Source organism: Xanthobacter aminoxidans, from assembly GCF_023571765.1.
GTDB lineage: Bacteria > Pseudomonadota > Alphaproteobacteria > Rhizobiales > Xanthobacteraceae > Xanthobacter > Xanthobacter aminoxidans.
Genome location: NZ_JAMJXC010000001.1, coordinates 226,950 through 239,905, shown reverse-complemented (window position 1 = coordinate 239,905; position 12,956 = coordinate 226,950). Strand labels below are relative to the sequence as shown.

Genomic DNA, 12,956 nt, shown 5'->3' with positions numbered 1-12,956 from the left:
CATGCCCCGGCTCGTCCGGGGCATCCGCCTTGCCCTATCCCCGCGCGGCCTCGGCCGCCTGCGGCAGGTCCTGCGCCGCGACTTCCGACAGGGCATGGCCGTAGAGCACGAGGCAGGGGCCGTCCGCCCCTTCGTCCACGGCGCGGGTCACAGCCTCCACGAGGCTGGCGACGGTGGCGATCACCACCTTCTCCTCCGGCCGCGTGACCGAGAAGATGGCCACGGCGGGCGTCGCCGGCTCGATGCCGGCCGCAAGCAGGTTGCGCACGAGGTCCGGCAGGGTCCGGCGCGGCATGTAGACGACGGTGGTGGCCGCCTTGTCGGAGAGCGCCTTGAAGTCGAGATCGGCGGGCAATTTCCCGTCGCGGGCATGGGCGGTGACGAATTGCAGCCGTCGCGCGTGGTCGCGATGGGTCAGGGAGGTGACGAGCCGGCTCGCCGCGCCCTGGGGGGAAGAGATGCCCGGCACCACCTCCACCGGCACGCCGGCCGCGCGGCAATGGGCGATCTCCTCGCCGGCCCGGCCGAAGATCATGGGCTCGCCGCCCTTCAGGCGCACCACGCGGCGGCCCTCGCGGGCCAGCTCCACCATCAAAGCGTTGATGTCGTCCTGTTTGCAGGACGGGCCGTAGCCGGTCTTGCCCACCAGCATCTTCTTCGCCTCGCGCCGGGCGAAATCGAGGATCGCGCCGGACACGAGGTCGTCATAGAGCACCACGTCGGCCGATTGCAGCGCGCGCACGGCCTTCAGCGTCAGAAGCTCGGGGTCGCCCGGCCCCGCGCCCACCAGCACCACCGAGCCGCCGTGCGGTATTGAGCCCTGCGTCTCGAGCGCAGCGAACAATGCGGCGCGGTCGGTCTCCTCCGGCGCGCGATGGGGCTCGGCGAGGGCTTTCGCCGCGAACCGCTCCCAGAAGGCGCGGCGGGCGTGGAAGGAGAGGCCGCGCTCGGTCACCGCCGCGCGCCACGTCTTCGCCGCCTGCGCCCAGGCGCGGAAACCGGAGGGCAGCAGCGCCTCGATCTTGGCCCGCACCGCCTGCCCGAACACGGGGGCGGCGCCATCCGTGGAGATACCCACCACGAGGGGCGAGCGGTTCACGATCGCCCCGAAGGTGAAGTCGCACAAAGCCGGCCGGTCGATGACGTTCACCGGCACGCCGGCCGCGCGGGCGGCGGCGGAAAAGCGCTCGGCCGCGTCCGCATCCTCGAAATCGCCGATGGCGAGGGCCGCGCCCTCGATATCGTCCGGATGCCAGTCGCGCACATGCACGGCGATGGGGCCGTGGGTCGGCGCGCCGGCCAGCCGCCAGATGTCCTCGCAGACGGCGGGGGCGATCACCTCCACCCGCGCCCCGGCGGCGGAGAGAAGCTCCGCCTTCCAGGCCGCCGGCTCGCCGCCGCCCGCCACCAGCACGCGCCGGCCCTCGAGCCCGAAGAACAGCGGCAGGCGGGCAAGCGCCTCCATACGCGCCTGCCGCGTCTCACGCGGGGCACGGGGGCTGCTGGATTCGGCGCCTGGGGCGGCCATGGGAAAAGCTCCGGAAAAACGTCAAGCCAAGAAGGTAAGCTTCAAGAACACCGGGCGCCACCCCTCTCCCCTTGCGGGAGAGGGGCCGGGGGTGAGGGGTAAAGACCGCTGGAAATGCGCCTGCGGCGCCACCCCCTCACCCGTCTCGCGGCTGCGCCGCGATCCACCCTCTCCCGCATGAACTCGGCTGATGCCGAGTTCATTTCGTGAAAACCGAAGTCGGCAAAAGCCGACTTCGAGGGGAGAGGGAGACCCCAGCCTCTCAGCCGCGGGCGGCGACGACGATGATCTCGACCAGGAACTGCGGCGCGGCGAGCTTGCCTTCGCTGGTGGCGCGGGCGGGGGGATTGGCCTTGTCCACCCAGGTGTCCCACACGCTGTTCATGGCGGCGAAATTCTTGATGTCCGACAGCCAGATGGTGGCGGTGAGGATGCGCGACTTGTCGGTGCCGGCGCGGGCCAGCAGGCTGTCGATGGAGGCGAGCACGGCCTTCGTCTGGCTCTCCACGTCCGGCCCCTCGGCCACCTGGCCGGCGAGATAGACGGTGTTGCCGTGGATCACCGCCTCGCTCATGCGGGCGCCCTTGTCGAGCCGTTCGATGCTCATGATGTGTCCTTCTGGGATAAAGGGGAAACGGGAGACGGTCTTTAGCAGCTTGTGGGGCGGCGGCGTCAACCCGAACAATTACTCACCCCTTCCCTTACGGCAAAGCTAGCCTCACGGCAGCGTGAGGTCTAATTTACCGCAGCGCTTGCCGAGGGCGGCATTCGCGCGATTTGGGGGGTATCATGCGTCTTGCGTTGACTTGCGCTGTTCTCGCTCTGTCCACTCTTCCGGCACTTGCCGACAAGGACCGTCCTGTAACCGAGGCGGAACGCGTGAAGATCGAAGAAGTGATGAAGGCCCAGAGCTGCTCAGGCGGCTATTGGAAATTCGATGATGACGGCTACTTCGACATCGACAATGCCCGGTGTGCTGACGGGCGCGTCTACGATCTGAAGTTTACCAAGGATTACCAGCTGATGAGCAAGAAGCTGGACGACTGAGACAATCGGCTCCGGTCTTTGACCGGTGCCGGTGGGTTCGCTCAGGCGCCGCTTCTTCACAAGCGGCACTCATCCCCCGCCATGGCGGGGGATCCACCCTGCGGCCGACCGCGCGCGACGCCCCCTCTCCCCGTGGGGGAGAGGGTTCATGCGCGGCCCCTCAGTGCGCCTCTTCCCAGTTCTTCGCCGCCCGCGCGTCCACCTTCAGCGGCACGGCGAGATGGACGGCGGGGGCCGCCGCCGTCTCCATGGCGTGGCGCACCACGGGCAGCGTCGCCTCGGCCTCGGCCTCCGGCACCTCGAACACCAGTTCGTCGTGCACCTGCAGCAGCATGCGGGCGGAAAGGCCCGCATGCGCCAGCGCCGGCTCCATGCGGATCATGGCACGACGGATGATGTCGGCGGCCGTGCCCTGGAGGCGGGCGTTGATGGCGGCGCGCTCATTGAAGGCGCGCAGAGACGGGTTCTTCGCCGCGATGTCGGGATAGTGGCAGCGCCGGCCGAACAGCGTTTCAACATAGCCGTGCTCGCGGCAGAAGGTCTTGGTCTCCTCCATGTAGTCGCGGATGCCGGGGAAGCGCTCGAAATAGCGCTTGATGTACTGCCCCGCCTCCTCGCGCGGAATGCCCAGCTGGTTGGCGAGGCCGAAGGCGGAGATGCCGTAGATGATGCCGAAATTGATGGCCTTCGCCCGCCGCCGAATTTCCCCCGGCATGTCCTTCACCGGCACGCCGAACATTTCCGAAGCCGTCATGGCGTGGATGTCGAGCCCCTCGGTGAAGGCCTGCCGCAGCGCCGGGATTTCCGCGATCTCGGCCAAAAGCCGCAGCTCGATCTGCGAATAGTCCGCCGAGACGAGAAGGTTGCCCTCCTCCGCCACGAAGGCGCGGCGGATGCGCCGGCCTTCCTCGGTGCGCACGGGGATGTTCTGGAGGTTGGGATCGGAGGAGGAGAGCCGCCCGGTGGTGGTGGCGGCCAGCGCATAGGAGGTGTGGACGCGCTTCGTCTGCGGATGCACGAAGTTCGGCAGGGCGTCCGTATAGGTGGAGCGGAGCTTGGAGAGCTGGCGCCATTCCAGGATCTTCTGCGGCAGCTTGTGGCCCTGCTCGGCCAGCTCCTCCAGCGCGGTGGCCTTGGTGGACCACATGCCGGTGGCGGTCTTGGTGCCGCCGGGGAGGTTCATCTTGCCGAACAATATGTCGCCCATCTGCTTGGGCGAGCCCACGTTCAGCCGCTCGCCGGCCAGCTCCGCGATCTCGTCCTCCACCCGCGCCGCGCCCTGCGCGAATTCGGAGGAGAGCCGCGCCAGAATAGCCTTGTCGATGGCGATGCCGCGGCTCTCCATGCGCGCCAGCACGGGAATGAGCGGGCGTTCCAGCGTCTCGTAGACGGTGGTCCGGCCCTCAGCGGCGAGGCGGGGCTTCAGCACCTGCCACAGGCGCAGGGTCACGTCCGCATCCTCGGCGGCGTAGGCGGTGGCGGGCTCCAGCGCCACCTTGTCGAAGGTGATCTGCGCCTTGCCCTTCCCCGTCACCTCGGAATAGCCGATGGGCTGATGGCCGAGATGGAGGACGGAAAGCTCGTCCATGCCATGGCCGTTCTTGCCGGCATCCAGCGCGTAGGACATGCACATGGTGCAGTCGATGGGCGCGACGTCGATGCCGTGGCGGGCCAACACCGCCTCGTCATACTTCACATTGTGCCCGATCTTGAGGGTGCCCTTGTTCTCGAGCATGGGCTTCAGGGCCGCGATGGCATCGCCGAGGGAGATCTGCCCCGGCAGCAGGCCCTCGGAGAACAGACCGTCGCCCGCGCCCCGATGCAGCAGCGGGATGTAGCAGGCCTCATTGGGCGAGAGCGCCAGCGAGACGCCCACGAGGTCCGCCTGCATGGGGTCCAGCGAATTGGTCTCGGTGTCGAAGGCGACGACGCCAAGGTCCATGGCCTTGGCACACCACGCCTTCAGCTCGGCGAGATCGAGGATGGTGCGGTAGGCCTTGCGGTCCACCGGCGTCGCCCGCGCGGCCTGCGCGCGCTGGTGGGCGAGATCGGACGGGGTCGGCGTGCCGCTGGGGGCGGCGAGGGCAGCGCCGGGTTGGGCGGCGGCGGCCGGCGCTTCGCCGTCTGCGGTGGGCGCGGCGGCGGGGGCGAAGAGATCGCCGCCGCTGGGCGCGAGCTTCGGGTCCGGCTCCACCTCGCCGGCTTCCACGCCATAGGCCTCGGCCACGCGGCGGGTGATGGTGGTGAATTCCATGGCCTTGAGGAAGGAGATGAGGCGCTTCGCGTCCGGGTCTTCCAGAACGAGGTCTTCCAGCGGCACGTCCACCGCCACGTCGCGCACCAGCGTGACGAGCTGCTTGGAGATGCGCGCGGCCTCCTGATTGTTCAAGAGCGATTCGCGGCGCTTGGGCTGCTTGATCTCGCCGGCGCGGGCGAGCAGCGTTTCGAGATCCCCATATTCGGCGATGAGTTGGGCGGCGGTCTTGATGCCGATGCCGGGCACGCCGGGCACGTTGTCGGTGGAATCACCGGCCAGCGCCTGCACGTCCGTGACCTTCTCCGGCGGCACGCCGAAATATTCCTGAACCTCGCCGAGGCCGATGCGCCGTTCGGGGCGCGCCCCGCGCCCGCCGCTCTCGCCCGAGGCGGGATCGTACATGGCGACCTTGGGGCCGATGAGCTGCATCAGATCCTTGTCGGCGGAGACGATGAGCACGTCCGCCCCGGCCTTCACCGCATGCTCGGCATAGGTGGCGATGATGTCGTCCGCCTCGTAGCGCGCCTGCTCCACCGGGATGAGGCCGAAGGCGCGCACCGCCTCGCGCATGAGCGGAAACTGGGGAATCAGCTCGTCCGGCGGCTCGGAGCGGTTGGCCTTGTAGTCGGGATAGAGCTCCTTGCGGAACGAATCCTCCGACTTGTCGAAGACGATGGCGAGGTGGGTGGGGCGGATGCCCACGGCGCCGTCGCGCACGAACTGGAACAGCTTGGTGCAGAAGAGGCGCACCGCGCCCGTGGGCAGCCGGTCCGAGCGGAAATTGTACTTCCGGTCCTGGTTGATGGACTGGAAATAGGCGCGGAACACGAAGGAGGAGCCATCCACCAGGAACACATGGTCGCCGGGCTTGAGGGGGCGGGGAGAGGGGGACATGGGGCGTCCTTCAAAGGTCCGGCGGCAGCGGCGATCAGGGGTCGGGATCGGGGGTCGCAAGATCGGGGGTCGATCGAGGCGCGCACGATGCCCGAGGGGGCGGCAAGGGACAAGTGCCGCGGCACCCGCCGAACGCGCGCGCCGCCGGCGCGGGAAAGCCCGCCGACCCAATGGCCAAGCCGTGCCGCAGCGCACACTTCGCAGGCATCTGCATCATCAGATGAACAACGGAAGTGCAGGTACCGCGCACGCCCAATTTTTCATCAGTATAATTTTATTCGTGGAATCAGAGACCTAAGCATCCGGGCGCACTTGGCCCATCACTTGCTTTTATCACTGCGGCGCAGTCGATGATGACCGCGCCCCATATTCGTCCCAACGCTGGGACCCGCAGCAGAGCCGCTGACAGCCATGACCGGAAGGTCGTGAGCATGTCCGCGGCTTTTTTCGTTTCGGGTCTCCGCGTCCGCCTTTGCCGATCCAGGGGAAAAGAACATGAGCGACGCTTTCAAGTCCGGGCCCAACGAAACCGTCTCCACCGCAGCCGACGCCTCCACCCCCGCCGGCGTCTCGCGCCGCTCGCTGCTGAAGGGCACGGCCGCGGCGCTGGGCACCGCCGCCCTGTTCGAGAGCATCCGCATGGCCTTCCCCGGCGGCGTGCCGGCGGCCTATGCCTCCGAGGCGCCGGAGACCAACAAGGCGACGCTCGGCTTCATCGCCCTCACCGACGCGGCGCCCCTGTTCGTGGCCAAGGAAAAGGGCCTGTTCGACAAATACGGCATGACCGACGTGACGGTGGCCAAGCAGGCCTCCTGGGGCACCACGCGCGACAATCTGGTGCTCGGCTCCGAGGGCAACGGCATCGACGGCGCCCACATCCTCACGCCCATGCCCTACCTGATCTCCGCCGGCAAGGTGACGCAGAACAACGTCCCCACTCCCATGTACATCCTCTCCCGGCTGAACCTGAACAGCCAGTGCATCTCGGTGGGCCAGGAATATATCGACCTCAAGATCGGCCTCGATACCAAGCCCTTCAAGGAAGCGCTGGACAAGAAAAAGGCCTCCGGCAAGTCGGTGAAGGCCGCCATGACCTTCCCCGGTGGCACCCATGACCTGTGGATCCGCTACTGGCTCGCCGCCGGCGGCATCGACCCCGACAAGGACATCGAGACCATCGTCGTCCCGCCGGCCCAGATGGTGGCCAACATGAAGGTGGGCACCATGGACTGCTTCTGCGTCTGCGAGCCGTGGAACGAGCAGCTCATCCACCAGAAGATCGGCTACACCGCCGTCACCACCGGCGAGCTCTGGAAGGACCATCCGGAGAAGGCGCTCGGCATGCGCGCCGCCTATGTGGACAAGAACCCCAAGGCCGCCATGGCGCTGCTGAAGGCGGTGATGGAAGCCCAGATGTGGTGCGACAAGATGGAAAACCGCGAGGAAGTCGCGGCCATCTGCGCCAAGCGCCAGTGGATCAACGTGCCGGTCGCCGACGTGGTGGACCGCATGAAGGGCAAGTTCGACTACGGCACCGGCCGCGTGGTCGAGAAGAGCCCGGTCATGATGAAGTATTGGCAGGACAATGCGTCCTACCCCTACCAGAGCCACGACCTGTGGTTCATCACCGAGGACCAGCGCTGGGGCAAGTTCGAGCCCGATTACGACGCCAAGGCCCTCATCGCCAAGGTGAACCGCGAGGACATGTGGCGCGAGGCGGCCAAAGCCCTCTCCGTGCCGGCGGCCGAAATCCCCACCTCCACCTCGCGTGGCAAGGAGACCTTCTTCGACGGCAAGGTCTTCGATCCGGAAAACCCGTCCGCCTATTTGTCGAGCCTCGGCATCAAGCGGATTTCGTGATCGCGCGGCGCCGCCCCTGATCCCAGACCACGGGGGCGGCGCCCCCTGCCCCGAACCCGGAGACGCATTCATGTCCATGCCCGCCCTCAAGCTGGAAAAATCCTCGCCTGCCAAGATGGCGCAAGCCCCGGCAGCCCAGGTGGTGAAGATGCCGGCGCGCAAGCGCCCGGCGCTGGCGGAGAAGATCGTGCCCTTGCTGAAGACGGCCGCGGCCAACATCGTCCCGCCCATCGTCGTCATCGCCCTGCTCCTGGGCCTGTGGCAGATCCTGTGCAGCGCCCCGGGCTCGGCCCTGCCGCCGCCCTCCTCCATCATCCAGAATTCGTGGGAGCTGATCGCCCACCCCTTCTATGACCGGGGCGGCCTCGACAAGGGCCTGTTCTGGCACATCCTCGCCTCGCTCCAGCGGGTGGCGGTGGGCTACAGCCTCGCGGCGGTGGCGGGCGTGGGCCTCGGGGTGCTCATCGGCCAGTCCACCTGGGCCATGCGCGGGCTCGACCCGTTGTTCCAGGTGCTGCGCACCGTTCCGCCCCTCGCCTGGCTGCCGCTCTCCCTCGCGGCGTTCCGCGACGGCCAGCCGGCGGCGGTGTTCGTCATCTTCATCACCGCCATCTGGCCCATCATCATCAATACGGCGGTGGGCATCCGCAACATCCCGCAGGATTACCGGAACGTTGCTGCGGTGCTGCGGCTGAACCCCATCGAATTCTTCCTGAAGATCATGATCCCGGCGGCCGCGCCCTACATCTTCACCGGCCTGCGCATCGGCATCGGCCTCAGCTGGCTCGCCATCATCGCGGCGGAGATGCTCATCGGCGGCGTCGGCATCGGCTTCTTCATCTGGGATGCGTGGAACTCGTCGCTCATCGGCGACATCATCGTGGCGCTCTTCTATGTCGGCATCACCGGTTTCATTCTGGACCGCATGATCGCCGCCGTCGGCGCCTTCGTCACCCGCGGCACCGCCGCTGCCTGAGGAGGCTTCCATGGGCGCCTATCTGAAGCTCGATCACATCGACAAGACCTTCACCCGCGGCTCCGCCTCCACCAATGTGCTGAAGGAGGTGACGCTCGACATCGACAAGGGCGAATACGTCTCCATCATCGGCCATTCCGGCTGCGGCAAGTCCACCTTGCTGAACATCGTCGCCGGCCTCACCTCCGCCACCACCGGCGGGGTGATCCTCGACGGGCGGGAGGTGAATTCCCCGGGCCCGGACCGCGCCGTCGTGTTCCAGAACCACTCCCTGCTGCCCTGGCTCACCGTCTATGACAACGTGCGCCTCGCGGTCGACAAGGTGTTCTCCGGCACCCGCTCGCGCGCCGAGCGGCACGACTGGACCCTGCACAATCTCGACCTCGTGCAGATGGGCCATGCCAAGGACAAGCGCCCCTCCGAAATCTCCGGCGGCATGAAGCAGCGCGTCGGCATCGCCCGGGCGCTGGCCATGGAGCCCAAGGTGCTGCTGCTGGACGAGCCGTTCGGCGCGCTGGATGCGCTCACCCGCGCGCATCTCCAGGACAGCGTGATGCAGATCCACGCGACGCTCGGCAACACCATCCTCATGATCACCCACGACGTGGACGAGGCAGTGCTGCTCTCCGACCGCATCGTGATGATGACCAACGGCCCCTCCGCCTATGTGGGCGAGGTGCTGGAGGTGAATCTGACCCGCCCGCGCAAGCGCCTCGAGCTGGTGACCAACCCCACCTACCTCAAGGCCCGCGAGGCGGTGCTGAAATTCCTCCACGAGCGCCACCGCTTCGTCGAGGCGGCCTAAGCCCCAAAAGGCGCGGCCTGTCCGCGCCATCGACGCGCAATAGAGGCGCGGGCCTGCCCGCGCCGTCCTCCTAGACCGCCGAGACCACGCGCCCAACCGGCGCGCACGGGTTCGTGCGCCCTTCATCAGGAGTTTCGCCATGAGCCTGACCCCGCACCAGATCGAGCTGATCCAGGACTCCTTCGCCAAGGTGGTGCCCATCGCCGACACCGCCGCCGCCGTCTTCTACGGTCGGCTGTTCGAGATCGCGCCGCAGGTGAAGCCCCTGTTCAAGGGCGACATGAGCCTCCAGGGCGCCAAGCTCATGGCGACGCTGGGCCTCGTCGTCGCCGGCCTCAATGACCTTTCGAAGATCGTTCCCGCCGCCGAGAGCCTCGCCCGCAAGCATGTGGCCTATGGCGTGAAGGACGAGCACTACGCCCCCGTCGGCGCCGCGCTCATCTGGACGCTGGAGCGCGGCCTCGGCCCGGATTTCACGCCCGAGACCAAGGACGCCTGGGGGGAAGCCTACGGCATCCTCTCCTCCGTCATGATCGCCGCCGCCGCCAAGGCGCCGGTCGCGGCCGAGTGAGGAGACGCACGTGAGCGAGCCCCTTCTCGTCATCGGCAACGGCATGGCCGCCGCGAAGCTCTGCGAGGAGCTGACGCGGCGCGCGCTCGGCCGCCACGCCGTGGCGGTGATCGGGGCGGAGCCGCATCTTGCCTATAACCGCGTGCTGCTGTCCGAAGTGCTCGCCGGCCACATGAGCGCCGCCGAGGCGGAGATGAAGCCCGCCTCCTGGTGGCGCGCGCGGGGCGTGACCCTGCAATACGGCACCCCCGCCGCCGCCATCGACCGCACCGCCCGCGAAGTGGTGCTGACGGACGGCCGCCGCCTGCCCTTCGGCAAGCTGGTGCTGGCCACCGGCTCCCACCCCATCCGCCTGCCGCTGCCCGGCATGGAGCTGCCCGGCGTCCACACCTTCCGCGATTTGAAGGACGTGGAAGCCCTGCTCGCCGCCGCCGCCGTGCCCGGCACGCGCGCCGTGGTCATCGGCGGCGGGCTGCTGGGCATCGAGGCGGCAGCCGGGCTTGCAGGCGCGGGCGTCGAGACCCGCCTCGTCCACCTCATGGACCGGCTGATGGAACGCCAGCTGGACGTCGCGGCCGGTGCCTTCCTCCGCCGCGCCGTGGAGGCCAAGGGCATCGAAGTGCTGCTCGGCGCCGCGAGCGAAGCCATCGAAGGCGAGAGCCGTGTCACCGGCCTGCGCCTGAAGGACGGCCGCGTGATCCCCGCCGACATCCTCGTGGTGGCCTGCGGCGTGACCCCCAATGCGGACCTCGCCCGCGCGGCGGGGCTGGAGGTGAAGCGCGGCATCGTGGTGGACGACACCCTCGCCTCCTCCGATCCGGACATCTTCGCCATCGGCGAATGCGCCGAGCATCGCGGCATGACCTACGGCCTCGTCGCCCCGGCCTATGAGCAGGCCGGCGTGCTCGCCCGCCGCTTCGCCGGGGAGGACGCGCGCTATGAGGGCTCGGTGGTCTCCACCAATCTCAAGGTGTCGGGCGTGCCCGTCTTCTCCGCCGGCGACGTCACCGGCGGCGCGGGCACGGAAGACATCGTGCTCACCGATCGCGGCCTCGGCATCTACCGCCGGCTCATCGTGAAGGACGGCGTTCTAGCTGGCGCCGTGCTGTTCGGCGACACGGCGGACGGCCTCTTCTACCTCGACCTCATCACCCGCCGCACCCCCATCGCCGCCATGCGCACCGAGCTTGCGTTCGGCCGTGATGCGGTGGCCGCCGCAGCCTGACAAGAAGAAGAAAGGAAACCCCATGGGCGCCGATTTCACCACTGACCAGAAGCGCTATCTGGAAGGCTTCGTCTCCGGCGCCAAGGCCGTGCAGATCGCCCGAAGCCCTGCGTCATCCGCCCAGCCCGTCGCCGAGATGACCGGGCCCGATGCCGCGAGCCATCGCGCCATGGCCCGCACCGAGGCCGAGGGAAAAAAGCTCACCCCCGAGGAGAAGGCGAAGCGCGAGGAACTGGGCCTCGACGCCTACGACCGCATGCGCGCTGCGGCCCGCGACGGCGTCTTCCCCAAGGGGCCGGATATCCTGCGCTGGAAGTATCACGGCCTGTTCTATGTCGCCCCGGCGCAGGACAGCTTCATGTGCCGCATGCGCATTCCCGGCGGCATCCTCACCCACTGGCAGTTCCGCGGCGTCGCCGACATCGCCGCGCGCCACGGTGGCGGCTACACCGACATCACCACCCGCGCGAACCTGCAGATCCGCGAGATCCCGCCCACCGACGGCATCGCCGTGCTGGAGGGGCTGGTCTCCCTCGGCCTGACGGCCAAGGGCTCGGGGGCGGACAACATCCGCAATGTCACCGGCACCCCGACCGCCGGCATCGACCCGCAGGAACTCCTCGACACCCGCCCGCTGGCGAGCGCGTGGCACCATTACATCCTGAACAGCCGCGACATGTACGGCCTGCCGCGCAAGTTCAACGTGGCCTTCGCCGGCGCCGGCACCATCGGCGCGCTGGAAGACACCAACGACATCGGCTTCCAGGCGGTGGAGGTGATGGACGGCTTCGGCATCGCCCCCGGCGTGTGGCTGCGCCTCGTGCTCGGCGGCATCACCGGCCACAAGGATTTCGCCCGCGACACCGGCATCGTCGTGCGCCCCGATGAGGCGGTGGATGTGGCGGCGGCCATCGTGCGCGCCTTCATCGACACCGGCGACCGCACCGACCGCAAGAAGGCGCGGCTGAAATACGTGCTCGATTCCCTCGGCTTCGACGGCTTCCTGAAGCTGGTGGAAGGAAAGCTCGGCCGCCCCTTCACCCGCCTTGCCGCCGAGGCGGTGAAGCCGCGCGCGGAGCCGGACCGGCTCGCCCATCTCGGCGTGCATGCGCAGAAGCAGGCGGGGCTGAACTACGTGGGCGTCGCCACACCGGTCGGCCGCATGAGCGCGGCGCAGATGCGCGGCCTCGCCGACATCTCCGCCCACTTCGGCGATGGCGATATCCGCCTCACCGTCTGGCAGAACCTGCTCATTTCCGGCGTCGCTGATGGCGATATCGCGGCCGTTACGGACGCGGTGGAAGCGCTCGGCCTCACCACCAAGGCAACGCCGCTCCAGGCGGGCATCGTCGCCTGCACCGGGGCGAAGGGCTGCCGCTTTGCGGCGGCCGACACCAAGGGCACCGCGCGGGCGATCCTCGCCCATTGCGAAGAGCGCGTCGCCCTCGACGGGCCGGTGAACATCCACGTCACCGGTTGCCACAATTCCTGCGCCCAGCACTATATCGGCGATATCGGGCTGATCGGGGCGCGGGTGCCCGTCAATGACGACGGGGACACGGTGGACGGCTATCACATCCTCGTCGGCGGAGGCTTCGGCAGCGCGGCCGCCATCGCCCGCGAACTTTATCAATATGTGCCGGCGGACGACGCCCCGGCCGTGGTGGAACGCCTGCTGAAAAGCTGGCTCGCCCACCGCACCGCGGGCGAAAGCTTCGCCGATTTCACCCGCCGCCTCGAGCCCGACGCGCTGAAGGCGCTGGCGGAGGCATGAATCGCCCGGCCGCTTCCAT

General features: G+C 68.3%; 10 protein-coding genes. 7 read left to right on the top strand and 3 right to left on the bottom strand.

Translation table 11 applies throughout. The features are described 5' to 3' along the window. Nucleotides 1-34: 34 nt before the first annotated feature. Together cysG and EJ105_RS01010 are read right to left on the bottom strand one after the other, a co-directional pair. Nucleotides 35-1,528 carry a siroheme synthase CysG gene (gene cysG, locus EJ105_RS01015; RefSeq protein ID WP_250164979.1) on the bottom strand — a complete coding sequence of 498 codons (1,494 nt, stop codon included), beginning with the start codon at nt 1,526-1,528 and terminating at the stop codon, nt 35-37. A gap of 262 nt (nt 1,529-1,790) precedes the next feature. After that, nucleotides 1,791-2,135, bottom strand: a complete 345-nt coding sequence (locus tag EJ105_RS01010) for a RidA family protein (protein WP_024277055.1) — start codon at nt 2,133-2,135, stop codon at nt 1,791-1,793. A 182-nt stretch (nt 2,136-2,317) separates the two neighbouring features. On the opposite strand from EJ105_RS01010, the gene EJ105_RS01005 reads away from it, so the two are divergent. Beyond that, on the top strand, nt 2,318-2,575 hold the full coding sequence (locus EJ105_RS01005; protein WP_250164978.1) for a hypothetical protein: 258 nt from the start codon (nt 2,318-2,320) through the stop codon (nt 2,573-2,575). Nucleotides 2,576-2,735: 160 nt separating this feature from the next. Here the strand turns inward: EJ105_RS01005 and polA are convergent, their stop codons facing one another. Next, entirely contained in the window at nt 2,736-5,726 is a 2,991-nt protein-coding gene (polA, locus tag EJ105_RS01000) for a DNA polymerase I (protein WP_250164977.1), read from the bottom strand. 495 nt (nt 5,727-6,221) lie between these two features. Here polA and EJ105_RS00995 point away from each other — a divergent pair, with 495 nt between their 5' ends. From EJ105_RS00995 to EJ105_RS00970, 6 genes are all read left to right on the top strand, one after another. Beyond that, complete coding sequence (locus tag EJ105_RS00995) at nt 6,222-7,586, top strand: CmpA/NrtA family ABC transporter substrate-binding protein (protein ID WP_250164976.1); 1,365 nt, start codon at nt 6,222-6,224, stop codon at nt 7,584-7,586. 70 nt (nt 7,587-7,656) lie between these two features. Further along, a complete protein-coding gene (gene ntrB / locus EJ105_RS00990) occupies nt 7,657-8,562 on the top strand; it encodes a nitrate ABC transporter permease (RefSeq protein ID WP_250164975.1) in 906 nt (301 codons plus the stop codon). A gap of 10 nt (nt 8,563-8,572) precedes the next feature. After that, nucleotides 8,573-9,367 (top strand): ABC transporter ATP-binding protein, encoded by a 795-nt coding sequence (locus EJ105_RS00985; RefSeq protein ID WP_250164974.1) that lies wholly within the window; start codon nt 8,573-8,575, stop codon nt 9,365-9,367. Nucleotides 9,368-9,512: 145 nt separating this feature from the next. Beyond that, a complete protein-coding gene (locus EJ105_RS00980) occupies nt 9,513-9,938 on the top strand; it encodes a globin family protein (RefSeq protein WP_250165198.1) in 426 nt (141 codons plus the stop codon). A 10-nt stretch (nt 9,939-9,948) separates the two neighbouring features. Then, nucleotides 9,949-11,163 (top strand): NAD(P)/FAD-dependent oxidoreductase, encoded by a 1,215-nt coding sequence (locus EJ105_RS00975; RefSeq protein ID WP_250164973.1) that lies wholly within the window; start codon nt 9,949-9,951, stop codon nt 11,161-11,163. Between the two features lie 22 nt (nt 11,164-11,185). After that, nucleotides 11,186-12,937 carry a NirA family protein gene (locus tag EJ105_RS00970; protein WP_250164972.1) on the top strand — a complete coding sequence of 584 codons (1,752 nt, stop codon included), beginning with the start codon at nt 11,186-11,188 and terminating at the stop codon, nt 12,935-12,937. Nucleotides 12,938-12,956: the final 19 nt, after the last annotated feature.